Origin of the sequence: Neptuniibacter sp. QD37_11 (assembly GCF_047778105.1) — a bacterium.
In the GTDB taxonomy this organism is placed as follows: Bacteria; Pseudomonadota; Gammaproteobacteria; order Pseudomonadales; family Balneatricaceae; genus Neptuniibacter.
Genome location: NZ_CP180552.1, coordinates 291,909 through 316,167 on the forward strand (window position 1 = coordinate 291,909; position 24,259 = coordinate 316,167).

Consider the following 24,259-nt stretch of genomic DNA (forward strand, 5'->3'; position numbering starts at 1 on the left):
ATTGATGTTAGTCCGTTTTACCAAAATGCACGGTTTGGGTAATGACTTTATGGTGCTGGATCTAGTGACCCAGCGCGTAAAAGTTACGCCTAAACTGGTAAAAAAGCTTGGTGATCGTAACTTTGGTGTTGGATTCGATCAGCTATTAATCGTTGAGCCACCTTCAGATCCAGATGTGGATTTCCGTTACCGTATCTTCAACCAAGACGGTTCAGAAGTTGAAAACTGCGGTAATGGTGCTCGTTGCTTCGCCAAGTTTGTTCGCGATAAGCGTTTAACTGGTAAGTCTGAAGTTGTCGTGCAGACGGCTAATGGCCGTATGTGCCTGAAGATTCGCGAAGATAAGCGAGTTGAGGTCAATATGGGTCAGCCTATATTACAGCCTTCAGAGATCCCTTTTGCGGCCGACCAGCAAGCAATTACTTACCCTGTTGAGGTTGACCATCAAGGCGCAGCTGAAACAGTTGAATTAAGTGCGGTATCTATGGGTAACCCCCATGGTGTTTTGGTTGTGGATAACACCGAAACAGCGCCAGTAGAAACACTAGGCCCAGTGCTAGAGCCTCATACCTGCTTCCCTGCAAAAGCGAATATCGGTTTTATGCAGGTATTGGCGCGCAATGAAGTTAATTTGCGTGTATTTGAGCGTGGCGTTGGTGAAACGATTGCTTGTGGTACCGGTGCTTGCGCCGCGGTTGTTGCAGGAAAATTGCGAGGCCTGCTCGATATGCCTGTGACAGTTCATCTTCCTGGTGGCGATCTTGAGATCGAGTGGCAGGGTGAAGGCCATCCCGTTATTATGACAGGGCCAGCAACAACGGTTTATGAAGGACAGATCTTCGTATGAGTGAAGAAACAGGACAGATTAGCGAAGCTCAGGTAGCGGAATACCTCCAGCAACACCCTGACTTTTTCACAGGTAATGCAAAATTACTGGAAAAATTACACGTACCTCATGAAACAGGTCGAGCTGTCTCTTTGGTTGAGCGTCAGACCACGGTTCTGCGTGAAAAAAACCAGAACCTAACAGCGCACCTTTCTGATCTGATCGACATTGCACGACATAATGATCTGCAGTTCGAAAAGACTAAACGTATGGTATTGGCATTACTGGAAGCTGAAACGCTGGATGATATCGCTGTCGCGATTGATGAAAGCTTATGCCAAGACTTTGCTAGCGATAGCACAGCGTTGATCTTGTTCACGAGCAAACCTCTAGATGTGAATAACCTGCGCCTGACATTGCGTGAAGATGCGGCAGTGATTGATAGTTTGGTCGGGACTAATCTGCCGAGCTGTGGACGTCTGTCTGATGCTGAAAATGAATTCATTTTTGGTGATGAAGCTATCAAAGTTCAATCCGCTGCAGTTGTACCCTTAGTACAGGGCGAAACTTTAGGTTTATTGGCAATTGGTAGCTTCGATGCAAACTATTTTACCAGTAGCCAAGGCACAGTATTGCTAAGCTATGTTGGTGAAGTATTAAGCCGCGTAGCTTCTCGTATTCTGCGTCAGCAGGATCACTAAAGAAAGATAGGGGAGAGAGTTGAAAGAAGCGCTGTTAGAGCAGTTTCTTCATTACCTAGCGACTGAACGCCAGCTCTCTCCTCACACCCTCGATAATTACAGTCGCGATCTCAACAAACTACTCGATTTTACTGAGCAACAATCACTGGCTGAATGGTCTTCGGTTGAGGTTAAACATATTCGTCAGTACGTCGTGCAACTACACCGTAAAGATCTGGCCGGTAGCAGCATTCAGCGCTCTCTGTCAGCTATCCGTAGTTTCTATAATTTTCTCTCTCGAGAATCGGTCGTAGAACAAAATCCTGCTGCAGCCGTTCAAGCGCCTAAATCACCGCGTAAGTTACCCTCTACACTCGATGTTGATCAGATGGGAACGCTGCTCGATGTACCCGTAACCGATAATATATCTGCTCGTGATGCCGCAATGATGGAACTTATGTATTCATCTGGACTGCGTGTCTCAGAGCTGGTGGCAATAGATCTATATAGTTTAGACCTCTCAGAGGGAAGTCTGCGAGTTGTAGGTAAAGGCCGTAAAGAACGTGAGTTGCCCATAGGGCGGAAGGCACTTGAAGCCTTAGATCGCTGGCTAGATGTGCGTCACGAATTGGCTAGCTATGATGAGAATGCGCTCTTTGTGAGTAAGCGTGGTAGCCGTATTACGGTTCGCTCGGTGCAGCAGCGGATGGACTATTGGGGTAAATATCTAGGTGTGAATGGTAAAGTTCACCCGCATAGACTCCGTCATAGTTTTGCTAGTCATATACTTGAATCCAGTAGTGACCTACGTGCCGTACAAGAGCTCTTAGGACATGAGGATATATCCACAACACAAATCTACACTCACTTAGATTTCCAACATTTAATGAAAGTGTACGAAGGTGCTCACCCTCGCGCACGGAAAAAGAGCCAGAAATGATACGCTGCATTACCTTTGATTTAGACGATACTCTCTGGGCTGTAGACCCTGTTATCCAGCATGCAAACCAAACGATGTTTGCTTGGATATCTGAGCATGCATCGGCATTTTTACAGCATTACAAGTTACATGATCTTGCTGCTTTGCGTCAGATCGTTTTAGAAGATGCTCCAGAGATTGCGCATAGTGTAACGCTGATTCGTATGGAACAGTTGAAGTATGGTTTACGAAAAGCGGGTTACAGTGCGGATGAAGTAGAAGCCTTGGCTGCTCAAGCTTTTGAAGTGTTTATTCAAGCGCGTCAGGAAGTGGTCTTTTTTGAACATGCACGTGAAGTTTTATTGGAATTAAAGCAGCAAGGCTATCAGTTGGGCGCGTTGAGTAATGGTAATGCTGATATCCATCGAGTGGGCCTAGCCGATCTGATCGATTTCCAATTCAAAGCAGACGATGTCGGGCAGATGAAGCCGCATCCATTAATGTTTGAACAGATGTTAGCGAACACAGGTTTACGACCGGAGCAGGTTATTCATGTGGGTGACAATCATGAACATGATGTTGAAGGCGCTGCAGCTGTCGGGTTGTGGACAATCTGGGTTAATCTACAATCGGGTGATAAATCACACATTGCGTCTGCTCAGGTATCTTGTTTAAGCGAGTTACCGGCGCGAGTTGCTGAAATTAATCAGCAAGCCCGCAACCGTATAACTCTCTAAGGTAATTATTTAACCTTAAACTGACCGACGATCTGCTGTAAGTAAGCTGCCTGTTTGGCTACTTCTTCACTCGCTTCAGCATTTTGACCAACTTGCTCGCTGGCTACAGCGACAATGGTTTGGATCTGTTCAGCATTGTTGTTGATATCACCGGCTACGGCAGTTTGCTGTTCTACAGCCGCTGCCACCTGAGAGGTCATATCTACAATATTTGTAGCGTCATTCATGATTTTATCCAGAGCGCTGATGCTAGTCCCTGCTTCTTCAGCACTTTGCGCACTGACTTCAACGCTACGCATCATTAGGTTGGATACTTGGCCTGTTTGCTGCTGTAGGTCATTAATCATGACATCGATCTCAGTCGCTGATTCCTGACTTCGGCCAGCCAAGCCTCGGACCTCATCGGCAACGACTGAGAAACCACGGCCATGATCGCCTGCGCGAGCAGCCTCTATTGAAGCGTTAAGTGCAAGTAGGTTGGTTTGTTCGGCAATGCCTTTAATAACATCTAGTACTGTACCTATCTTCGTCCCGTTCTCTTCTAACAGAGCGACAGCTTCGGTGCTCTGACTGGCACCTTCTGCCAGATTATTAATGTTTTCAATTGCATGGCTGATGATGCGTTGCCCTTCAGCAGCGCTTTGTTGTGAGTGATTTGCCGTTTGGGCGGTAAGCTCTGTGTTGTGAGCGATCTCTCTCATAGCACTTTCCATCTCTTGGACAGCGGCGGAAACCTGAATCACTTGAGCTTTCTGACTTTCTAAGCCTTGAGAGGTCTCAACGGCTATAGCTGATACTTCCTCAGCTGCTGCGCTTAACTGTAATGAGGAGTTGTTTACTCGCTCGAGCAGGGCCTGAAATTCGGACATCATGCTATTAAAGCTACGCCCCATATCGCTCAATTCATCATTGGCAACAACTTGATAGCGTACTGTTAGGTCTTTGTTTTCTTTAGCATTACCCATTACTTGTTGCAGGATGCGTAAACGCGAAATGATGTTGTTAGCAATCCAAAGGGCAATTGCAGAAACAATACCTGCTATGACGAGCGCTTTAATACTTGAGAGTAGTTTGATGGAAGCAATTTCAGCATTTAAGCGTTCTGTAATTTCGGCAGCTTGTTCTTCTAACAGCGTTTCGGATTTGTGGATTGATTTACGCATATTGCCCAGTAAACCTTGTTTACTGTTAAGGCCTAGCTTTTCGTAATTATCGATTAGAGTGAGGAATTTTGTGCGATAAACAGATAACAGTTGCTTAGTTTCAGTAATATCATTTTCGTTGAATAACTCAGTTTCTAGATCATTACTTAGCTTCTCAAAATTGGTCTCAAACTTTTTGCGGTATTTAAGGTCTTTGCGAATAAGAAAGTCTTTTTCATTGCGGCGTAATTGCAGAATATCGGCTAACAAGTGGTAATTATCCAGCTCTTTTACTTTGCTTTCAGCACCGTGTACTGCCTTGCGAAGCTCTCCGCGCAGGCCTTCATTATGAGACAAGCCGATTTCCTGCTTCAATTTCACTAACTGATGGAAATTATCGGCATAAGTATCAATGATTATATGCAGGTCTTTAGTTTTTTCGTGCGGGATGCCGGCGTGGTCTAAGTGCTCTTCAAGAGTGGTTATTTCGGCTTGGAATGCAGCAACGGTATCGTCAAAGCGTTTTAGGTATTTAATATCGTCACGTGCTAAAAAATCTTTTTCATGACGTCGGAGGGTCAGCATACTGCTTTCTAGATGACTTACTTCAGTTTCAGCATCTTTTAAACTGGAAACGTTAGTGATTGCGAAATGAAGCATGCCATACATCGATGCGATCGAAATAATAATGAACGCGATCAATGCCGTTAGTTTAAATTTTATTGTCATTTTAACTGCGCCTAGGAATAAAATTTGAGAGCTGACCTATCCCTGTCGGCAAAAAATCCAATTTCATTCTTAAAGTTAGTACAAATGATCTTGTTTGCGAACCGTAAAACTACTTAGTGCATAAAAAAAGCGAGTAAATTGTTTAAAAAACAACGGCCTTGCTCGGTTGGGCAAAGCGAATTGAGCTCTTTTGTTAGTAGCTTTTGTTGCCTTGCGGTAGTTAAGGGGGGCTCAATAGTCGATAAGGGCAGGCCTGTGCGTTGTGTAAATAGGTCCGAGGGAACCCCATGGTAGAGTCTTAAAGCGTTGAGCATAAATTCGAAAGGAAGCTCTTCTGGGCTTATTTCAGTGTCGCCTGTTAGCCTTGTTGCTGGGTTCATATAGGCTTTAGGTTGTTTCTGTTTCCAGCGGCGAATGATTTTGTTTTGTTCTGGAAGTGTGATCTTGCCGTGAGCACCTGCGCCTATGCCTAGATAGTCACCAAATTGCCAGTAATTTAAATTGTGTTTGGCTCGGTTGCCTTTCGATTTAGCATAGGCAGAAATTTCATACTGGCTGTATCCTGCGGAGCGGATAAGCGCTTGCCCTTGTTCTTGGATCTCCCACAGAGTGTCATCGATAGGAAGTAGTGGAGGGCGAGAGTGAAATTCTGTATTCGGCTCAATGGTTAGCTGGTACCAAGATAGATGATCAGGCTGTAATGCTATCGCTTGTTCTAAATCACTCAATGCGCCTTCAAGTGTTTGGTCAGGAAGGCCATGCATCAAGTCTAGATTTAACTTAGGAAAAAGCTCACGCGCTAATGTGGCTGCTTTAACTGCATTCTCAGAACTATGTATTCGCCCGAGCTTGGCGAGATGCTGATCGTTAAAGCTTTGCACACCGATAGAGAGTCGATTAATCCCCGCGTCTCGATAGCCAACAAATTTATCTTGCTCGAAAGTACCAGGGTTCGCTTCTAGGGTGATCTCGGCATCTTTTTCTAGTGGGATAATATTATGAATCCCTTGTAGTAATGCTTTAAAGCTATCTGCGGAGAACAGGCTTGGAGTGCCGCCACCAATAAAGATTGTTTGTATGCTACGACCTTGTGCGAGGTGTTTCTCGGACTCTAAGTCATCCAATAAGCACTGGATGTACTCTGTTTCAGGCAGTTCATCGCGCTGAGCATGAGAATTAAAATCGCAGTAAGGACATTTACGTACACACCACGGGATGTGTACATAAAGAGATAATGGTGGCAGCTGTAGGCTCATAAACGGTTACTTCAAGTAAGGTTCGATGCTTTGTTTCAGCAATTGAACTGCTTGGCCACGGTGGCTGAGTTTATTCTTTTGTTCAGGTGCTAATTCAGCTGATGCTTTTTCCAGTTCAGGAATCCAGAACAGCGGGTCGTACCCAAAGCCGTTACTTCCACTTGCTCGTTCTAGAATAGTTCCTTCCCAGCTACCCTGACAAATTAATGGGGTTGGGTCGTTTGCATGACGCATAAAGACTAAAACACAGCGGAAGCGGGCGCTGCGTTGTTCGCTAGGAATACCTTCAAGCTTTTCTAGAAGTAACTCATTGTTTTTAGCATCAGTGGCGCCTTCGCCAGAAAAGCGTGCTGAGTAAATACCAGGAGCGCCTTGAAGTGCATCCACCTCTAGCCCGGAATCATCGGCTAGTGCGGGTAGCCCAGTAACTTCAGCAGCGTGGCGTGCTTTTAGAATGGCATTTTCAACAAAGCTTAAACCGGTCTCATCGGCATCGCTTACGTTGAATTCAGATTGAGGTACAACTTCGACACCTAAATCTGCCAGAACTTGATTAAACTCTTTTAACTTACCTTTGTTACCACTGGCGAGCACAATTTTATTAATCATTCTTTCACCGCACTGAAAAATAAAAAAGACGCATGATAATGCGCCTTTTTGTGAGTTGTTAGGGCTTACTCTTCGTAAAAGCGTTGTTCAAATTTTACAGTGTAAGCGGGTTTGTTTGGGTCTGGCTGTACTTCTAGAGATAGGCGCATCACTTGATCATCAGTAAAACCAAATTGACCTATGTAATAGATCGCATTGCCTTCATCGACTTTTTTAAAGTCAAGATTTTGCGATTGTTGAATCAAGCTTGTTGCTTGGCCTTTTACAAACGCTGATACAGGTTTTTTCTCGCCATCCTCAATTTTCAAAACTGATACATTGACCAGAGCACGACGTTTACTACGTTGGATGCCAATAGCTTGAGCTACATCAGGTTGAATAAAGGTGCTGTAGAAAGCGTTATAGTGGATCTCGTAGTTGTCATATTTCACAAACTGCTCAGCCAGAACGGGTTGGCTAATGAGTGCGATTAATGACAACAATAAAGCTGATGCCCATTTGCTTAAGCGATTCATTGTCTTCCTCACTTATTTTGTAATCCGGTAGATGGCAATTTCACCCAGCATGTTAGGCCAGAGATGGATCCACCACCGGTGTTGGTGTTCGTTATCCACAACTGTACGATCCATAATGTAGATATTGCGTTCAACACAGAGTTGTTCAAAATCATTAAACGTACAGAAGTGTGTGTTGGGTGTGTTATACCAAGTATAGGGTAGGAACTTGGATACTGGCATTTTACCTCTGAATGCCAAATATCCACGTGCGCGCCAGTGCCCGAAATTAGGGAAGGTGACGATACACTCTTTGCCTATACGCAGCATTTCATCAACGATTTGATCCGGACGCATCATGATTTGGATAGCCTGCGTCATGATCACGGTATCAAAGGTGTTGTCTTTGATCGAAGCTAGGCCTTCCTCAATATCTTTCTCTATTACGTTGACCCCTTTGCGAACGCAATCAGTAATATTGTCTTGGCCAATTTCTAAACCGTAGCCGGTCGCGTTCTTCTCTGTTTGCAGATAGTGCAGTAACTCGCCATCACCACAACAAAGGTCAAGCACGCGCTTGCCAGGTTCAACCCAGTCTTTGATTAGTTCTAAATCAGCGCGCATTAGCTTTTCTCCTCTGCTTTTAATGCCACAGTATCCTGTTCAACTCGCTCCATATAAGCAGAGAAGATGTCTAGGTAACGAGGAATAGGGATTAGGAACGCGTCATGGCCCTGAGCTGCTTCAATTTCTGCATAGCTTACTTGTTTATTAGCTTCTACTAGCGCATCCACAATCTCGCGAGAGCGCTCTGGTGAGAAGCGCCAATCTGTAGTGAATGAGATCACCATAAACTTTGCTTTTGCTTGTGCTAGTACTTCTGGAAGACTTTTTCCGCTATCCACTGTTGGATCGAAGTAATCCAGCGCTTTAGTCATTAACAAGTATGTATTAGCGTCAAATGCTGTCGAGAAACGCTCGCCCTGATAGCGAAGGTAAGACTCGATTTCAAACTGAGGTGTGAAATCGTAGCTAATCTGCCCAGAACGAAGCTCGCGGCCAAACTTGCTGCGCATGCCGTCGTCAGATAGGTAAGTAATATGACCTAACATCCGCGCCAGCATTAGACCAACTTTAGGTACTTCATCTTTTTCGTAGTAGTGACCGTTATGGAACTGAGAATCCTTACTGATCGCTTGGCGAGCTACTTCGTTAAATGCGATATTCTGCGCTGATAACTTAGGTGCGGCTGCGATAACCATGCAGTGACGCAGGCGATCAGGATAATTGATCGACCATTGCAATGCCTGCATTCCACCTAAGCTTCCACCAATAACAGCTGCAAACTGTTCGATACGGAAGCGGTCAGCCAAACGCGCTTGGCTTTCGACCCAATCATTGACCGTTACAATCGGGAAATCAGGGCCATAAGGTTTGCCGGTTTCAGGATTGATCTGGTTAGGACCGCTGGAACCATGGCAACCACCTAGGTTATTTAACGCGATAACAAAGAATTTATTGGTGTCGATCGCTTTACCTGGGCCTATAGCGCTGTCCCACCACCCCGGCTTTTTATCGTCCATGCTGTTATAACCAGCAACGTGGTGGTTACCCGACAAGGCATGACAAATCAGGATTGCATTTGAGCGATCTTTATTCAGTTCACCGTAGGTTTCGATGATAAGGTGGTATCTATCTAATGTGCGGCCGCATTGAAGCTGTAAGGGCTCATTAAATTCAATAATTTCAGGTGTAACAATTCCAACGGAATCTTCAGGAATAACAGCAGGCATTTCTAATCTCGACTCTAAAACAGCAATTTTAAAATTACACAATGAAACGGAGCGCTAGATGCGCTAGAGGAGTCGAGCTTCACATCTCATAGAAGATGAGTACGCGACCAAGAGAAATGAAAGTTGAATCTGTCACCTTAGGTATCTCAGTAAAATGATCTTACAAGTTAATCAAGTTAACCTATTTTAACGAGTTTTTACGTCACAAGCTCGTATTTGTCCAAGTGATCAATGCAAAAACTCGCTATCAAACAATTAAATAGAGCAGAGCGAACGAAAACGCTCTGCTTTATCAGTTAGTAAACAAATCGGCCTAACTGGGATTGTATGATTGTGATCGCAAGGAAAATAAATATAGGTGACAAATCTAAACCACCTATAGGTGGGACCACCTTCTGCACAAGTTTAAATAGAGGCTGTGTGACTTGTTGAATCAATTGTGGGCCAGGATGATAACTACCAGGCGCCACCCAGCTGATAATAACTGAGCCTAATACTGCCCAGAAATAGATCTCTAGAATACCATTAACAACACCCACAAGCGCCAGTACCAGAAGGTGAACAATGTTGGGCATGTCCATTCCCGATACCATCACGATCAAAAATAGTGTCGCGATTTTAACTACTGTTGCATAGAGCAATGCCGACGCATCAAATTTGCCAATGCGAGGTACAGCGCGGCTAATTGCGACTACAGGTACATTTGTCAATTTGGCAATCGCTTGAGATATCGGGTTGTAATAGTCGGCATGGGACAACTGTAAAAGGAAACGCAAGATAATAATGAACGCATACATTTCACCTAGCATGCGGATTATCAAAACGATTGGATCCTGTGCCATATCAATTCCTATGTCGTTGATCTGTTAGTAAAACAAGTATAGTTAGGTTCAACTTTCACGCAGTATAGAGTGTAGCTGTGCGATGTTGAACCTTGCTGTTAATCTTTGCCTAGTTCTTCGGCAAGTTCTACGGAACGATCATTACATGCTTTCATTGCATCATCAAAAAGCTCAGGAAGTTGGCCATCGATAAAACGCTTGATCGCTTGCTCAGTTGTACCCTTAGGAGAGGTCACTCGTCGGCGAAGTTCCGCTGGGTCAAACTCACTCTCTTTCGCCATTTTAGCCGCTCCAAGAGCAGTCTGTAGCGTTAGTTGAGTGGCAGTTTCTTTTGAAAGGCCTAGTTTTTCTCCAGCAGCAATCATGGATTCCATGACAAGGAAATAATATGCCGGGCCTGAGCCTGATACAGCGGTTACGGCATCAAGTTGCGATTCTTCATCTACCCACAATGTAATGCCTGTAGCATCTAGAATAGTTTCGGATTGTTGGCGTTGCTCGGCGGAAACTTTAGCGTTGGCGTACAGTCCACTGGCACCAGTCTGTACCAGTGCTGGGGTGTTAGGCATACAGCGAACGATTGCAGTATTGCCGCCTAACCATTTGTCGATGCTTGGCGTCATAATGCCAGCTGCAACTGAAACAATCAGTGGTTGTGAGCTTTGTACGCTATCAGCAATTGATGCCGTTACTGTTTTTAAAATCTGAGGTTTAACTGCTAGGACCACAACATCAGCAGCTTGAACAGCTTCATTGTTATCTGTCGTTGTTTTTAGGCCTTGTTCTTTTAAATCGGCAAGGCGTTCAGCTTCAGGTTCGCTGGCCCAGATTTTTTCTGCTGGGTAGCCATTGCTGATTAGGCCGCCAATGATAGCGCGTGCCATGTTGCCAGCACCGATAAACGCGAGAATAGGTTGATTATTCACAATAGATCCTTACAAAAATTAGGCGGACTTAGGTGCCCGAGGGCCAAAAATGGCTGTGCCAATGCGGACAATAGTAGAGCCCTCTGCGATAGCAGCATCCATATCTCCAGACATGCCCATTGATAGTGTATCTAATTGAGGGTGTTTGGCCTGTAATTCAAGCTGTAGTGCTTTCATTTTTGCAAAAGCGGCTTGTTGTTCCTTTGGATCTTCAGTCGCTTTAGGGATTGCCATAAGGCCACGAACACAGATGTTAGGTAGTTTACTAATCTCCTCAACCAGAGTGTGTAGTTCTTCAGGTCGACAGCCCGATTTGCTCTCTTCGTTACTGATATTGACCTGAATGCAAACATTCAGTGGTTTAAGCCCAGTCGGACGTTGTTCGGAGAGCCTTTTAGCGATCTTTAGGCGGTCTAAGGTATGTAGCCAATCAAAGTTTTCGGCGACAGAGCGAGTCTTATTGGATTGCAGGGGACCAATAAAGTGCCAGATTAGCTCTAGTTCTTTTAACTCGTTAATCTTCTCTAGACTTTCCTGTAGGTAGTTTTCACCAAAATGCACCTGACCTTCGTTTGACGCAATACGAATATCGTCTGCAGGGCGTGTTTTACTGACGGCTAACAGGGTGATGTCTGAGGTATTTCGTCCATTTTTGGTAGCAGAGGATGCTACCTCAGATCGAACCATCTTCAGATTCTTTGCTATGATTGACATATATTTGTGGCCTTAGCAATTGGATTGCAACGGGGATTCTGCTAGAACTACCTTATAACTTTACAACGCAGTGCCGGGTTACAGGAACGTTATGGATATTACCGAACTTTTATCATTTACCGTACAACAAGGTGCATCAGATTTGCATATATCAGCAGGGATGCCACCTATTATTCGTGTTGACGGTGATGTGCGTCGCATAAAACTGCCTTCTTTAGACCATAAACAGGTTCATACTCTCATTTACGACATTATGAATGATAAACAACGTAAAGAGTATGAAGATGTACTTGAGACAGACTTTTCTTTCGAGGTGCCTGGTTTAGCGCGTTTTCGTGTGAACGCATTTAACCAGAATCGCGGTGCGGGTGCTGTTTTCCGAACTATCCCTAGTAAGGTTTTAACGTTAGATGATCTCGATATGGGTAAGGTGTTTAAGGACCTTTCTGAGAAGCCACGTGGCTTAGTTCTGGTTACGGGTCCTACAGGTTCTGGTAAAAGTACAACATTGGCTGCAATGATCGATTACATTAATGACACGCGTGCCGATCATATTTTGACTATTGAAGACCCAATTGAATTCGTGCATGAAAGTAAGAAGTGCTTGGTAAACCAGCGTGAAGTGCATAGGGATACACATAGCTTTTCGAATGCACTTCGTTCGGCACTACGTGAAGACCCGGATATCATCCTTGTCGGTGAGATGCGAGACTTGGAAACTATCCGTCTCGCGCTGACTGCCGCTGAAACCGGCCATTTAGTATTTGGTACTTTACACACCACCTCAGCAGCTAAAACAATTGACCGTGTTATTGACGTATTTCCGGCCGCTGAGAAGGATATGGTGAGATCCATGCTTTCAGAGTCGCTGATGGGTGTGATCTCGCAGACACTTTTGAAAAAGCCGAAAGGCGGCCGGGTTGCAGCTCATGAGATTATGATTGGTACCCCAGCTATTCGTAACCTTATCCGAGAGGACAAAGTTGCTCAGATGTATTCGGCGATCCAGACTGGTGCATCATTTGGTATGAAAACTTTGGATCAATCTCTGCAAGAATTGATGCAAAAAGGATTTATAACACGCGAAACAGCGCGTGAGCGTGCAGCAAACCCACAACAGTTTTAATTGGGCTTAGGAGATATACAGCGTGGATTTTACGCAATTACTAAAGGTGATGGTGGATAGGGATGCCTCTGACCTTTTCGTAACGGCAGGTGCAAGGCCGACGATTAAGGTTGACGGTACTTTGAAACCGTTAACAAAAGACACCCTTAAGCCATCACAGGCTCGAGCTCTTGTTTACAGTACTATGAATGACAAGCAGCTTGCGGAGTTTGAGGGATGTCATGAGTGTAACTTTGCTATTAGTGCGCCAGGTTTGGGACGTTTTCGTGTATCTGCATTCTTTCAGCGTAACTCTGCAGGCATGGTCTTAAGGAAGATTAATAACTATATACCAAGCTTAGAAGAGTTGAACCTGCCACCAATCCTACGTGATTTGTCTATGACAAAACGAGGATTAATCTTATTTGTTGGTGGTACCTCTACAGGTAAATCAACCTCTTTAGCATCGATGATTGATTACCGTAATACCAATCATCGGGGTCATATTATTACTATCGAAGATCCGATTGAGTATGTTCACGAACATAAGCAAAGTATCATCACTCAACGTGAAGTAGGTATCGATACCGACTCGTTTGATGTAGCACTAAAAAATACGCTCCGTCAGGCACCAGATGTAATTTTGATGGGTGAGATCCGTACTAGGGAAACGATGCAACATGGTATCGTATTTGCCGAAACAGGTCATTTAACTCTAGCAACTTTACACGCTAATAATGCCAACCAAGCATTAGACCGCGTAATTAGCTTCTTCCCGCCTGAGCATCATGATCAGTTGTGGATGGATCTTTCATTAAACCTTAAAGCGATTATTGCGCAACAACTGTTACCTACGAAAGATGGTAAGGGACGTCGTGCAGCGATCGAAGTATTGATTAACACGCCATTAATTCAGGATTTGATCCGTAAAGGTGAAGTTCATGAGATTAAAGATGTGGTTAAAAAATCAACTAACTTAGGGATGCAGACGTTCGACCAATCTTTGTTTAATCTCTACAAAGACGGGGTGATTACTTACGATGTGGCACTAGCCCATGCTGATTCGCCAAACGATCTTCGTCTAATGATTAAGCTGAGTGCTGATACGAATCCTGAATTGGCTCCAGATGAAGATAATCAATCTTTCCATCTACAGGATGAAGAGGATTACTTGCATAACGAAGGTGATGCTAACGTTAAAGGGATGTAATCTAAGGATTGCTTTGCTTTAAAGAATTATGCTGGAAAGAAAAAGCCGCGATATGATATCGCGGCTTTTTTACGTTTAGGCAGTATAAACCACTTGGCCTTGGAACAGTGTATGGGACACTTTGCCTTTTAGTGGATAGTTCATGAACGGTGTATTTTTTCCTCTTGAATGGCATGTATCAGGCGTGAGCTGCCATTCAGTTTCAGGGTTAAAAATACAGATGTTCGCAACACTGCCAACATTAAGGTTACCTGTAGGTAAGCCTAAAATCTCAGCAGGAGCCGCGGTTAGTTTTTCAATCAGTTGAGGTAGATCCAGCATGTTCTGTTCAACCAGCAATAGGCCTAAAGGCAACAATGTTTCCAAGCCGATCATGCCCGGCTCGGTATCTGCAAATGGAGCCTCTTTTGCTGCACGTTCGTGAGGCTGGTGGTCAGAACAGATCGCCTGGATGCTTCCACCTAACAATCCTTGTATTAAACCTGCGCGGTCTAGTTGACTACGCAAAGGCGGGATCAGGTGGAAGTCATTGTTGAAACCGTTCACGTTCTCATCGGTCAGTAGTAGGTTCTGGATCGATACATCTGCAGTAACGGGAAGGCCTCTATCGCGCGCTTCAGTAATCATGCGTACAGAGCGTTCACAGGATAGCTGACCGAAGTGCGCGCGCACGCCCGTCTGCTCTACTAACAGTAAGTTTCGAGATACATCGATGGTTTCAGCTGACTCTGGAATGCCGTTAAGGCCAAGTCGAGTGCAGGTGCTACCTTCATGCATGCAGCCGCCTTTAGCTAAGGCGTTATCTTCAGCTTGGAAAATGACGAGCAGATCATGGGTAGCAGCATATTCTAGGCAGCGAGTTAGGGTTAAAGAATCGGCTACCGGATTACGAGTGTTGGTAAATGCGATGCAGCCTGCTGCTGACAACGCTGCCATTGGCGCAAGCTGCTCGCCTTGAAGGCCTTTAGTAAGCGCGCCCATAGGTAAAATTTGCATTTTACCTTCTTCTTCACAGCGATCCTGAATGAGTTGGGCAACTGCACGCGTATCGATGACAGGGTTAGTTGAAGGTGGTGTCACTATTGTGGTTACACCACCTGCAACGGCTGCGGCTGCTTCTGTTTTTATCGAGCCTTTCTGTGCTGGGCCCGGTTCACGAGCATGGGCGCATAGGTCGATAAAGCCGGGGCAAACAATCTGATTTTCAGCATTAATAGTTTGCTCTGCTTCGAAGCCTTCTGGAGCAGAATCGTAAGCAACAATTTTACCATCGACTAAGTACAGATCAGCAACTCTGTCAGTTTGGTTTGCAGGGTCAATGATACGACCGCCTTGAATAAGAATGTTCATGGTCGTTACTCTCCTGCTTCCAACTGATTCGGGCGGCTTTTGGCTTGGCCACTCATGGCCATAGACATAACAGCCATTCGTACAGCAATACCGTTTGTTACCTGATCTAAAATAAGGGAGCGGTCTCCGTCCGCTACCGATGAGGCTATCTCTACGCCGCGGTTAATCGGGCCAGGGTGCATCACGACTGCATCAGGTTTGGCTAGCTGCAGTTTGTCCATAGTAAGACCGTATAGCTTGTAAAATTCGCTTTCACTCGGCAGAAGTGCACTGTTCATACGCTCTTTCTGAAGGCGCAGCATCATCACCACATCAACGTCTTTGATGCCTTCTTGCATATTGGTGAATACCTTCACGCCTAAAGCTTCAATATTGCGAGGCAGCAGTGTATTGGGTGCAATAACACGAATCTCATTTACACCTAGCGTACGTAAAGCGTGGATCTGAGAGCGAGCAACACGCGAATGTAAAATATCACCAACAATCGCCACCGTTAATGGCGCAAAATCACCTTTAGCCTGACGGATTGTAAGCATGTCCAGCATTGCTTGAGTTGGGTGAGCGTGACGACCGTCCCCAGCGTTGATAACGGCTACATCTGGGGTAACGTGCTCTGCAATAAAGTGAGCTGCACCACTGCTCGAATGACGAACAACAAACATATCCGAATGCATGGCATGAAGTGTCATGAGCGTGTCTTTTAGCGTCTCGCCTTTAGAGGTGGATGACGTACTGATATTTAGGTTCAAGACATCCGCTGAAAGACGTTTGGCTGCTAGCTCAAATGTTGACAGGGTACGGGTACTTGCTTCAAAAAATAGGTTTACGACGGTTTTTCCTCTTAACAGAGGAACCTTCTTTACCTGTTTAGCGCTCATGTCTACAAAAGAGTCTGCAGTATCTAAAATTTCAGTTAGCAACTCACGAGATAGCCCTTCGGTGGTAATAAAGTGCTTCAGTTCGCCTTCATCTGTGAGTTGAATCTGATTCGGATCATTTTGTTCAAACATGATAAATACTCAGTCGTCAGAACGATTACGGATTTCCAAAGCCAGTGGCTCAGGACCTGTAAGTTTTACAGTTTCGTCGGCACTTATAGCTAGTGTGCCGCCAATTATATCTGCTTGTATAGGTAACTCACGTTGCTGCAGGTCAAGCAGTGTCGCAAGTGTTATGGATGCTGGGCGGCCATAGTCAAACAGTTCATTCATGGCAGCACGAATCGTTCGTCCACTCATGATGACGTCGTCTACAAGAATGACATGGCGTCCTTCTGTTGTGCAGGGTAGCTTGGAAGGTTGAACTTTAGGGTTTAAACCGCTGGTTTCAAAGTCATCTCGATGAAAAGAAATATCTAGAACACCTAAAGGGCTTTCTAATTCTAATCCTTGGTGTAGGCGCTCTGCTAACCATACCCCACCCGTATGAATACCGATCATCAGTGGATCAGGTTTATCATTTTTGGACAGTAATGCTTGTAACTCCTGCTGCATTTTTTCCAGCAGGGCTTCAGCATTAAGTACGTTTGTTGTCATAAACTTCCTCCAATCGGGTATGGCTAGGAATTCTGATGTCGCAATTTAACCAGCTTTCTAAGATCAACTGAGCCGCAAGGCCATCGACTGACTCTTTCTTAAAATTATCACTGCCGCCCGCAGCAAAATGAATCTCTTTGGCTTCGGCCGTTGATAAACGTTCGTCCATTAAGAAACAGGGCGTTTTATACCGTTCATGCAATCGGTTGGCAAACTTCCTTGCTCTATGGGCCATATCGCTGATAGTACCGTCAAAGTTAAGCGGTATGCCCACAACCAAAGCATCAGGTTTCCATTCTTCCATTAACTTGGATATATCATCCCAATTAGGTTGTCCATCGCGTGCAGAAAAAGGGGGGAGTGGTGTGGCTGTTCCGGTAATGCTTTGACCCGTTGCAACCCCAATACGGGAGGTTCCAAAATCAAATGCCACAACTTGATTGATCTGATTACTCATGCCTGTGTCAGAGCCTTATATCCCAATTGGACATAATGCCTGACGTCTATATCAGGCGTGTCCGGGTAGGGCGGTTAGTAGATCAAGGTTAATGCCCAATATTGATGCGGCTGCCTGCAAACGATCACCAGCCGGAGTGCTGAAGAGTATATCTGAATTTGCCGGACAGCTTAACCACACATTGTCGCTCATCTCCTGTTCTAGCTGCCCTGGGCTCCAGCCAGCGCAGCCTAGTGCGACAAGGTAATTGTGCTCAAAACGCCCTTCTGCCGCGGCTTCTATAGCATCAATAGAGGTGGTGAGGTAAATATCATCTGCCACACAGTGGCTGTTACTCCATTCGAAAGGGTCGGATGCTTTGTGAAGAACATAGCCTCGATCACTTCTGACGGGGCCGCCACTAAAAATAGCTTGTTGCTGATTTGCGACAGAAGAACAAGGGAGATTAAGGTGATCACATAGTTCAACCAGTGTAATGCCTACAGGGCGATTTATAACAATGCCCATAGCGCCATAATCGCTATGGTCACAAATATAGGTGACTGTTTGGGTAAAGCTCTGGTCGTTTAGATGAGGCATGGATATAAGAAAATGGTTGCGTAACGAACAGCTCGATGAGGTCATAATTACTGGCCCATTTTTTATCTACGTTATTTAAGAATTAGTCCAAATAGGCGCGTTTCTCAAATTTCCAAGTACGAATTATTTCAAGGATATCTGTACTTTTTCTCATCTCTACAGGGAAGGGTTGGAAGGGCGCTGCAAGCCTAACAATTTGAATGGCTGCGTCATCTAGTATTGGTTTCCCAGATGATTCTAAGATCTCAATAGTTTTTACAGAACCATCGGGCTTGATTGAAACCAGTAGGCGTAAACTGCCGTACATTTTGTTTCTTCTAGCTTCTTCTGGATAGTTAAGATTGCCGATGTTTTCAATTTTCTTACGCCAGTTGTGAAGATAGAGAGCGTCTTCGCGCTTTTTGGTTGAGGCTGACGTCAAGCGTTTGATGCGAGGTTGCTTGGCTCTCAGTTCACGATGGGCATCAATCTCCGCTTGTAAGCTGGCCATCTCAAGGCTTCTCGCAAGTAAAGAGGTGCCGGGTGAGCCGCCGGATGGTGCTTCCTGTTGTTGCTTAGCAGTTATTGTGGACACCTTTTTTGTGCTTTGTGTAACCGTGATCACCTTTTGTTTCGCTTTTTGTGTAGAGCTGTTGTCTGCTTTTGTCTTCGCATTAACCGCTACGGCACTTGGTTCAGGTTTTGGAGGGGTTAGTTCAACCGCCTGCGCTATAGCAGTAGCTTGCTTCGGTTTGTTATCCCTGAATTCTGCTTTTTGAGGAGTGGATGGCAACAGTTTATCTTTGCTTGTACCGCTGCCTTCTTGGTTAGCTTGAGCAATAAAATCGGCCTGCTTTGGGGCTGCTTCTTGCTGGTATTGGGCTAAGGTTATCTCAATTGTTTTTTGGGGCGGGCGTTCGTTATTGAATGTGAACGTGATCCCCAAAATCGCCACTGCATGTAGTGCAGTGGCGAAAAATAACGTAAAACCGAAACGTTCAACCGCGGTTACTGTTTGAGCTACAGCGGTGCTCACTTGGTTGGGTCCTTTGTTAGCAGCATCTCTTTATTGCTTTGCCAATTTTTGTTCGATTGCGTCCATCAGCTGCATTCCAATATCCAGACCGTACTGATTATTCAATTCGCGAATGCAGGTTGGACTGGTTACATTAATTTCGGTGAGATAGTCACCAATGACATCCAGACCAACAAATAATAACCCTTTTTCTTTTAGGGTAGGAGCAATCTGTTTGCAGATCCAATAATCTCGTTCGGTGAGTTCGCGTCCTTCTCCTCGGCCGCCTGCGGCCAAGTTACCTCGAGTTTCCCCTTTTGCCGGGATTCGAGCTAGGCCATAAGGCACTGGTTCACCATCCACTAATAAAATGCGTTTATCGCCATCTACGATTTCAGGAATAAACTTTTGAGCCATGATGGTTTGTTGGCCGTGATTTGTAAGTGTTTCAATAATCACGCCTAGATTTAGGCCATCTTCTTTGATACGGAATATTTGTGAACCGCCCATGCCATCGAGTGGTTTAAAGATGACGTCACCATGCTCTTTGTGGAATTCGCGCAGCATTGATTCATGCTTGCTCACCAATACCGGAGGACAGCATTGTGGAAAATGAGTCGCGAACAGCTTCTCATTAAAATCGCGAAGGCTTTGGGGCTTGTTAACAATCAAAGAGCCTTCTTTTTCAGCCTGCTCCAATAGATAGGTTGTGTAGATAAATTCGTTATCGAATGGTGGATCTTTACGCATCAAAATCACGTTAAGATCGGACAGGTCACGGGTCTCGTATTCGCCGCGTTCAAACCATTTTTGCTCGTCCATCATTACTTCAATAGGAGCCATCTTAGCTTGAGCTTTACCGTCTAGTGAGAATAGATGCTGCTGCTCCATATACCATAGCTCCCAGCCTTTCTGCTGGGCTGCCCATAGCATGGCGAGTGAACTGTCTTTTTTGAATGTGATGTTATCAATAGGGTCCATCACAATGCCGAGCTTAATTGTCATTTTTTGATCCTTAATCTTTACCATTTAAGCGCACAGAGCATAATTTATGCCTAAGCAAGGTCGCCCCATAGATAATTGAGTAATGTTAATGCGGCTACGGGAGCTGTTTCTGTGCGCATAACGCGTGGTCCAAGTGTCAGAGGTTTGAACCCATATCGAGTTGCAAGTTCAACTTCATCGCTGGTAAGGCCGCCTTCCGGTCCAATTAGCAATGCAACAGAACGTGGAGCTGACATCTCTTGCAAAGGCTTTTCGCTGTGATGATGTAGAACAAGTTTAAGTTCTGCATCTTGGGCAGCTAGCCATTTTTCCAGATCGGTTGGGTATGCTATTTCCGGAGGTACAGTACGGCCCGATTGTTCACACGCACTAATGGCAATTTGATGCCAATGCTTCACGCGTTTTTCTTGGCGATCTTTGGGTAGTTTGACTTCACAGCGTTCAGAAAAAAGAGGCGTAATCGATTTTACGCCCATTTCAGTACTTTTCTGTATGGCATAATCCATTCTCTCCCCTCGAGAAAGCGTTTGACCAATAGTAATAGGTAAAGGGCTTTCAGTGGATGAGAGTGTGCTTTCAATGATGTGAGCCGTCACGCTGCGTTTTTCAATGTTGATTAACTCTGCCTTATATTCAGAGCCATCACCATTGAACAGAATGATCTGATCCTGAGGTCGCATTCTCAAAGAGCGACTGACGTGTTGAACGACAGAATCACTTAAAGATATATCTGCGCCAGTTTGCAAGGGCTGCGATTCAAAAAAACGGGGTATTCTCATAATTAAGGTTCAGTCGCCTTCAATGATTAGGTCTTCATCTATCAGTGCTTCATAGTCTGCCACGGCGAGAGGGCGGCTTAACAAGTAGCCTTGGACAACATCACATTGTTCTTCGCGGAGAATAGATAGCTGGCGTTCAGTTTCTACACCCTCTGCTACAACGTGTAGTTGTAAACCTTGGGCCATTAGAATAATCGCCTGAACTATTTTTAGATCCTGTGGGTTGGTATCGATATCGTCGATAAACGACTTGTCAATTTTAATATGATCGACAGGAAGGTTTTTGATACGGCTAAGCGAAGAGTAACCGGTACCGAAATCATCTATAGAAATGCTGACACCGAGATCACGTACGCGTTTTAGTTTCTCCTGAATGCGGCCTAGATCTTCGATCAATACACCCTCGGTAAGTTCAAGCTCTATATGTTCAAGCGATACATTGTATTGAGAAAAAATGCTTTGTAGTTTTAGCTCGAAATCGTTTCGCAGAAAACTGATGCCAGATAGGTTGATGGCAACGCGAGGAAAGGCAATGTCTTTGTCTAACCAATTACGGCATTGCTTGGCTACGGCATTGAGTACCCAGTGATCAAGGCGTGAAATCAAGCCGCTTTGCTCCGCCAGAGGAACAAAAACTGCTGGTGATATAGGGCCTAGTGTGGGATGTGTCCAGCGTAATAAGGTTTCAGCTGACAGCGGAGCATTACTTTCTAGATCAAACAACGGCTGGAATACCAAATAAAATTGGTCTTGGTCCATTGCAGTTGATAGATCTTGCCACAGAGCGATTTTTTGTTCTGTTGTTTGTCCTTTAATCTGGCTGAAGTAGAGCCAGCCTTGCTCTCGTTTGCGGGCCGTTTTAGCGGCGATTTCTGAGCGGCCTATCAATTCAAACTGTTGATCGCCATCCTCTGGATAGGAGGCTATGCCAATGCGTGCCCCAATTTGAATCTGTAGATTATCCAATTGGATTGGCTTTTCTATGGTATTAAGAATCGAATCGGCTACATCTTCAAGGTTGATGTGCGCTGGTTTGTTAATAAGCATCAGACCAAAGCAGCCCTCGCCAATTCGTGCTAAACGATGGTTGATTGAGAGCATTTGCCTTAAACGATTAGCTGTCTCAATCAGAATTTGGTCGCGCTGCTCGTCGCCTAATTCTATGGTTAAGTTTCTTAGTAGATCTAAGCGGATAAATAAAAATGAAACCTGTTCTTGGCTTTCAAAATTACGAATGATCTCTCGTTCAAGGGCTTCACCAATCGCTCGCCGATTATAGAGGCGTGTTACAGGGTCAAAGTTCTCGAGAAACTGAACATGTTCCTGCATATAGCGTAAGCGCTTGTTTTCAATTAAATGGTCACGAAACTCTTCTAATGACTGAGCTATTTGTCCGATTTCATCTTTATGATGGGTAAAGCGTATCTCCTGATCAATATCGCCCGAGGAGAGGCGTTTCATTTGACCAGAAAGAATGATGATCGGTTGAACGATATTTCTTGATATCAGAACTGCTGTAGCGAATGATGCAAATAGTACAGCCAGGGTGATCGTGATATAGCTAAGGGCGCGATTGATATATACCGGAATGAGATCATCAAGGTACACGCCTGTACCGATAATCAGATCGCTATCAGGGATTAGCTGCGCGTAAGTAAGCTTTTCGAGGGAGGGGCCACCGTCTGGTTTCGGTAGGTAGAGTTTCCAGAATTGAGATTTTTCAGGGTTTTCCAAAATTTGCTTGAAGCTGGCAGCAATGGCTTTGCCATTTTTTATGTTGGGTACTTCATTGATTAAAAGCCCTTCAAGCTCAGGTCGTTTGGGATGAAGGTAAACACGTGCTTCGTCGGTCATTAAAAAGATATAGCTTCCATCTGAATAGTTTGTGCCATAGATTAGCGAACGAAGTCGCTGTAAATATTCTGTTTCAGATATCTGTTGGGACTTTTTTAGCGCGCGAAGCTGGAGAACCTGACTGGCAGAGGCTTGAACAACACTGCGAATCTGATCTTTCTTTCCGGCCAAGGTGTCTTGGTATGAAAAGTAAAAGGCAAGACTGGAAGTCATCAGTATACCCAGCGCGAGTATGATGACGAGTCCAATCAGCTTTTGCCGGATGCTAAAATTACTAAGTTGCATTAATTTCAAAAGGCCGCGAAAAGTAAGTTTCTCATTATTGTCATATAACTTACTGTAGGCAATAAAAAAGCGCCATAAGGCGCTTTTTTTGGAGAAAAATCACTAAATTAAGATAGGCCTGCAGCTTCGCGTAGTGCGTCTGCTTTATCAGTGCGTTCCCATGTGAATGCAGTAAAGGTTTCACCTTTGTACTCCATTTCGAACGGGTTACGGCCAAAGTGGCCGTATGCAGCAGTTGGCTGATACATTGGGTGAAGTAGATCAAGCATTGTAGTGATCGCGTAAGGGCGAAGGTCAAAGTGCTCACGAACTAATTGAATGATCTTATCATCAGAGATCTTGCCAGTACCGAATGTATTGATCGATACAGACGTTGGCTCTGCTACACCAATTGCGTAAGACACCTGAATTTCACAACGGTCTGCTAGGCCCGCAGCCACAATGTTCTTCGCGACATAACGACCTGCGTAAGCAGCAGAACGGTCTACCTTTGATGGGTCTTTACCAGAGAATGCGCCACCACCATGACGAGCCATGCCGCCATAAGTATCAACAATGATTTTACGGCCTGTCAGACCACAGTCACCTACTGGACCACCGATTACGAAGTTGCCGGTTGGGTTGATGTGGAACTGAGTCTCTTTTGTGATCCATTCAGCAGGAATAACGTGCTTAACAATTAGCTCCATTACTGCTTCACGAAGATCTGCCTGCGATACTTCAGGGTTGTGCTGAGTAGATAGAACGAGTGCGTCAACACCTACAGGTTTACCGTTCTCATAGCGGAATGTTAGCTGGGATTTCGCATCTGGGCGTAACCATGGCAGGAGGCCGGATTTACGAACTTCAGCTTGGCGCTCAACTAGACGGTGAGAATAAGTGATTGGTGCCGGCATCAATACATCAGTTTCGTTTGATGCATAACCGAACATTAGGCCTTGGTCGCCTGCACCTTGATCTTCAGGCTTCGCACGGTCAACACCTTGGTTGATATCAGGGGATTGTTTACCGATGATGTTGATTACGCCACAGGTATCGCCATCGTAACCTACTTCAGAAGATGTGTAGCCGATATCATTGATAACTTTACGAACTAAATCTTCCAAATCTACCCAAGCAGACGTTGTGATTTCGCCAGATACAACTGCTACACCTGTCTTAACCAGTGTTTCGCAGGCTACACGTGCATGTTTGTCTTCAGCAATGATGGCATCCAGTACGGCATCGGAGATCTGATCCGCAATCTTATCTGGGTGACCTTCGGAAACGGATTCAGAAGTAAATAAGCTGTATTCGCTCATCGTCATTAATACCTTTCAACAGATGTTCATGGGTGGCTGATTGCTCTGCAAAGAAACAGAAATGCTTAAACAGTTGGCAAGCCATCCGGAAAATTTAGCGCATATTCTACCCGCGACTAAGGTTAAATGCATATCTTT

The 24,259-nt window shown here is 44.9% G+C and carries 25 protein-coding genes; 6 read left to right on the plus strand and 19 right to left on the minus strand.

All coding sequences use genetic code 11. From position 1 onward, the window contains the following. Window positions 1-4 precede the first annotated feature (4 nt). Genes dapF through ACMXYT_RS01305 form a run of 4 tightly spaced genes read left to right on the plus strand, consistent with a single transcriptional unit; the run spans window position 5 to window position 3,162 of the window. Window positions 5-847 (plus strand): diaminopimelate epimerase, encoded by an 843-nt coding sequence (gene dapF / locus ACMXYT_RS01290; RefSeq protein WP_415897388.1) that lies wholly within the window; start codon window positions 5-7, stop codon window positions 845-847. Then, entirely contained in the window at window positions 844-1,527 is a 684-nt protein-coding gene (locus ACMXYT_RS01295) for a DUF484 family protein (RefSeq protein ID WP_415893164.1), read from the plus strand. Before dapF ends, ACMXYT_RS01295 begins: the two co-directional genes overlap by 4 nt. Window positions 1,528-1,546: 19 nt before the next feature. Further along, a complete protein-coding gene (gene xerC / locus ACMXYT_RS01300) occupies window positions 1,547-2,446 on the plus strand; it encodes a tyrosine recombinase XerC (protein ID WP_415899869.1) in 900 nt (299 codons plus the stop codon). Continuing rightward, window positions 2,443-3,162, plus strand: coding sequence for an HAD family hydrolase (locus ACMXYT_RS01305; protein WP_415899870.1), 720 nt, complete (start codon window positions 2,443-2,445; stop codon window positions 3,160-3,162). Before xerC ends, ACMXYT_RS01305 begins: the two co-directional genes overlap by 4 nt. A 5-nt stretch (window positions 3,163-3,167) precedes the next feature. On the opposite strand, the gene ACMXYT_RS01310 is transcribed toward ACMXYT_RS01305, so the two are convergent. The 9 genes from ACMXYT_RS01310 to ACMXYT_RS01350 form a co-directional block, all read right to left on the minus strand. Beyond that, window positions 3,168-5,033, minus strand: a complete 1,866-nt coding sequence (locus tag ACMXYT_RS01310) for a methyl-accepting chemotaxis protein (RefSeq protein WP_415899871.1) — start codon at window positions 5,031-5,033, stop codon at window positions 3,168-3,170. Window positions 5,034-5,146: 113 nt separating this feature from the next. Further along, on the minus strand, window positions 5,147-6,289 hold the full coding sequence (gene hemW / locus ACMXYT_RS01315; RefSeq protein WP_415911760.1) for a radical SAM family heme chaperone HemW: 1,143 nt from the start codon (window positions 6,287-6,289) through the stop codon (window positions 5,147-5,149). 6 nt (window positions 6,290-6,295) lie between these two features. Next, window positions 6,296-6,898, minus strand: coding sequence for an XTP/dITP diphosphatase (locus tag ACMXYT_RS01320; RefSeq protein WP_415899873.1), 603 nt, complete (start codon window positions 6,896-6,898; stop codon window positions 6,296-6,298). Between the two features lie 65 nt (window positions 6,899-6,963). Then, window positions 6,964-7,413, minus strand: a complete 450-nt coding sequence (locus ACMXYT_RS01325) for a DUF4426 domain-containing protein (protein ID WP_415899874.1) — start codon at window positions 7,411-7,413, stop codon at window positions 6,964-6,966. 12 nt (window positions 7,414-7,425) lie between these two features. Further along, window positions 7,426-8,016, minus strand: coding sequence for a methionine biosynthesis protein MetW (gene metW, locus ACMXYT_RS01330; protein ID WP_415893171.1), 591 nt, complete (start codon window positions 8,014-8,016; stop codon window positions 7,426-7,428). Then, a complete protein-coding gene (gene metX / locus ACMXYT_RS01335; protein WP_415899875.1) occupies window positions 8,016-9,185 on the minus strand; it encodes a homoserine O-succinyltransferase MetX in 1,170 nt (389 codons plus the stop codon). Before metX ends, metW begins: the two co-directional genes overlap by 1 nt. 296 nt (window positions 9,186-9,481) lie before the next feature. Continuing rightward, window positions 9,482-10,027 carry a YggT family protein gene (locus ACMXYT_RS01340; RefSeq protein ID WP_415899876.1) on the minus strand — a complete coding sequence of 182 codons (546 nt, stop codon included), beginning with the start codon at window positions 10,025-10,027 and terminating at the stop codon, window positions 9,482-9,484. Between the two features lie 98 nt (window positions 10,028-10,125). Then, window positions 10,126-10,953, minus strand: coding sequence for a pyrroline-5-carboxylate reductase (proC, locus tag ACMXYT_RS01345; RefSeq protein WP_415899877.1), 828 nt, complete (start codon window positions 10,951-10,953; stop codon window positions 10,126-10,128). A gap of 18 nt (window positions 10,954-10,971) precedes the next feature. Continuing rightward, window positions 10,972-11,667 carry a YggS family pyridoxal phosphate-dependent enzyme gene (locus tag ACMXYT_RS01350; RefSeq protein ID WP_415899878.1) on the minus strand — a complete coding sequence of 232 codons (696 nt, stop codon included), beginning with the start codon at window positions 11,665-11,667 and terminating at the stop codon, window positions 10,972-10,974. A gap of 91 nt (window positions 11,668-11,758) precedes the next feature. Here ACMXYT_RS01350 and ACMXYT_RS01355 point away from each other — a divergent pair, with 91 nt between their 5' ends. Then, on the plus strand, window positions 11,759-12,793 hold the full coding sequence (locus ACMXYT_RS01355; protein WP_415899879.1) for a type IV pilus twitching motility protein PilT: 1,035 nt from the start codon (window positions 11,759-11,761) through the stop codon (window positions 12,791-12,793). A 22-nt stretch (window positions 12,794-12,815) separates the two neighbouring features. Next, on the plus strand, window positions 12,816-13,982 hold the full coding sequence (locus tag ACMXYT_RS01360) for a PilT/PilU family type 4a pilus ATPase (protein WP_415886689.1): 1,167 nt from the start codon (window positions 12,816-12,818) through the stop codon (window positions 13,980-13,982). 75 nt (window positions 13,983-14,057) lie between these two features. Here ACMXYT_RS01360 and ACMXYT_RS01365 read toward each other — a convergent pair whose 3' ends face one another. The 10 genes from ACMXYT_RS01365 to metK form a co-directional block, all read right to left on the minus strand. Continuing rightward, window positions 14,058-15,332: a dihydroorotase gene (locus ACMXYT_RS01365; protein ID WP_415899880.1), complete on the minus strand. Its 1,275-nt coding sequence runs from the start codon at window positions 15,330-15,332 to the stop codon at window positions 14,058-14,060. Window positions 15,333-15,337: 5 nt separating this feature from the next. Then, window positions 15,338-16,342 carry an aspartate carbamoyltransferase catalytic subunit gene (locus ACMXYT_RS01370; RefSeq protein ID WP_415899881.1) on the minus strand — a complete coding sequence of 335 codons (1,005 nt, stop codon included), beginning with the start codon at window positions 16,340-16,342 and terminating at the stop codon, window positions 15,338-15,340. 9 nt (window positions 16,343-16,351) lie between these two features. Next, on the minus strand, window positions 16,352-16,867 hold the full coding sequence (pyrR, locus tag ACMXYT_RS01375) for a bifunctional pyr operon transcriptional regulator/uracil phosphoribosyltransferase PyrR (RefSeq protein ID WP_415904961.1): 516 nt from the start codon (window positions 16,865-16,867) through the stop codon (window positions 16,352-16,354). Then, window positions 16,848-17,324 carry a Holliday junction resolvase RuvX gene (ruvX, locus tag ACMXYT_RS01380; protein WP_415899883.1) on the minus strand — a complete coding sequence of 159 codons (477 nt, stop codon included), beginning with the start codon at window positions 17,322-17,324 and terminating at the stop codon, window positions 16,848-16,850. The genes pyrR and ruvX overlap by 20 nt, the downstream gene beginning before the upstream one ends. A 51-nt stretch (window positions 17,325-17,375) precedes the next feature. Next, window positions 17,376-17,948 (minus strand): YqgE/AlgH family protein, encoded by a 573-nt coding sequence (locus tag ACMXYT_RS01385; RefSeq protein ID WP_415899884.1) that lies wholly within the window; start codon window positions 17,946-17,948, stop codon window positions 17,376-17,378. A gap of 37 nt (window positions 17,949-17,985) precedes the next feature. Continuing rightward, on the minus strand, window positions 17,986-18,918 hold the full coding sequence (locus ACMXYT_RS01390; protein ID WP_415899885.1) for a TonB family protein: 933 nt from the start codon (window positions 18,916-18,918) through the stop codon (window positions 17,986-17,988). 30 nt (window positions 18,919-18,948) lie between these two features. Continuing rightward, window positions 18,949-19,902, minus strand: coding sequence for a glutathione synthase (gene gshB, locus ACMXYT_RS01395; RefSeq protein ID WP_415899886.1), 954 nt, complete (start codon window positions 19,900-19,902; stop codon window positions 18,949-18,951). A gap of 50 nt (window positions 19,903-19,952) precedes the next feature. Further along, window positions 19,953-20,681: a 16S rRNA (uracil(1498)-N(3))-methyltransferase gene (locus tag ACMXYT_RS01400; protein WP_415899887.1), complete on the minus strand. Its 729-nt coding sequence runs from the start codon at window positions 20,679-20,681 to the stop codon at window positions 19,953-19,955. Between the two features lie 9 nt (window positions 20,682-20,690). Then, window positions 20,691-22,748 (minus strand): EAL domain-containing protein, encoded by a 2,058-nt coding sequence (locus tag ACMXYT_RS01405; protein ID WP_415899889.1) that lies wholly within the window; start codon window positions 22,746-22,748, stop codon window positions 20,691-20,693. Window positions 22,749-22,927: 179 nt separating this feature from the next. Next, window positions 22,928-24,121 carry a methionine adenosyltransferase gene (gene metK, locus ACMXYT_RS01410; protein WP_415899890.1) on the minus strand — a complete coding sequence of 398 codons (1,194 nt, stop codon included), beginning with the start codon at window positions 24,119-24,121 and terminating at the stop codon, window positions 22,928-22,930. Window positions 24,122-24,259: the final 138 nt, after the last annotated feature.

Coding starts and splice junctions, on each gene's coding strand:
- ACMXYT_RS01385 (WP_415899884.1), bottom strand. CDS start 17,948: ATGACCTCATCGAGCTGTTCGTTACGCAACCATTTTCTTATATCCATG.
- metK (WP_415899890.1), bottom strand. CDS start 24,121: ATGAGCGAATACAGCTTATTTACTTCTGAATCCGTTTCCGAAGGTCAC.
- ACMXYT_RS01350 (WP_415899878.1), bottom strand. CDS start 11,667: ATGTCAATCATAGCAAAGAATCTGAAGATGGTTCGATCTGAGGTAGCA.
- hemW (WP_415911760.1), bottom strand. CDS start 6,289: ATGAGCCTACAGCTGCCACCATTATCTCTTTATGTACACATCCCGTGG.
- ACMXYT_RS01400 (WP_415899887.1), bottom strand. CDS start 20,681: ATGAGAATACCCCGTTTTTTTGAATCGCAGCCCTTGCAAACTGGCGCA.
- metX (WP_415899875.1), bottom strand. CDS start 9,185: ATGCCTGCTGTTATTCCTGAAGATTCCGTTGGAATTGTTACACCTGAA.
- ACMXYT_RS01370 (WP_415899881.1), bottom strand. CDS start 16,342: ATGTTTGAACAAAATGATCCGAATCAGATTCAACTCACAGATGAAGGC.
- ACMXYT_RS01325 (WP_415899874.1), bottom strand. CDS start 7,413: ATGAATCGCTTAAGCAAATGGGCATCAGCTTTATTGTTGTCATTAATC.
- ACMXYT_RS01340 (WP_415899876.1), bottom strand. CDS start 10,027: ATGGCACAGGATCCAATCGTTTTGATAATCCGCATGCTAGGTGAAATG.
- ACMXYT_RS01310 (WP_415899871.1), bottom strand. CDS start 5,033: ATGACAATAAAATTTAAACTAACGGCATTGATCGCGTTCATTATTATT.
- pyrR (WP_415904961.1), bottom strand. CDS start 16,867: ATGACAACAAACGTACTTAATGCTGAAGCCCTGCTGGAAAAAATGCAG.
- dapF (WP_415897388.1), top strand. CDS start 5: ATGTTAGTCCGTTTTACCAAAATGCACGGTTTGGGTAATGACTTTATG.
- ACMXYT_RS01305 (WP_415899870.1), top strand. CDS start 2,443: ATGATACGCTGCATTACCTTTGATTTAGACGATACTCTCTGGGCTGTA.
- ACMXYT_RS01320 (WP_415899873.1), bottom strand. CDS start 6,898: ATGATTAATAAAATTGTGCTCGCCAGTGGTAACAAAGGTAAGTTAAAA.
- ACMXYT_RS01365 (WP_415899880.1), bottom strand. CDS start 15,332: ATGAACATTCTTATTCAAGGCGGTCGTATCATTGACCCTGCAAACCAA.
- ACMXYT_RS01295 (WP_415893164.1), top strand. CDS start 844: ATGAGTGAAGAAACAGGACAGATTAGCGAAGCTCAGGTAGCGGAATAC.
- metW (WP_415893171.1), bottom strand. CDS start 8,016: ATGCGCGCTGATTTAGAACTAATCAAAGACTGGGTTGAACCTGGCAAG.
- ruvX (WP_415899883.1), bottom strand. CDS start 17,324: ATGAGTAATCAGATCAATCAAGTTGTGGCATTTGATTTTGGAACCTCC.
- gshB (WP_415899886.1), bottom strand. CDS start 19,902: ATGACAATTAAGCTCGGCATTGTGATGGACCCTATTGATAACATCACA.
- ACMXYT_RS01405 (WP_415899889.1), bottom strand. CDS start 22,748: ATGACTTCCAGTCTTGCCTTTTACTTTTCATACCAAGACACCTTGGCC.
- ACMXYT_RS01355 (WP_415899879.1), top strand. CDS start 11,759: ATGGATATTACCGAACTTTTATCATTTACCGTACAACAAGGTGCATCA.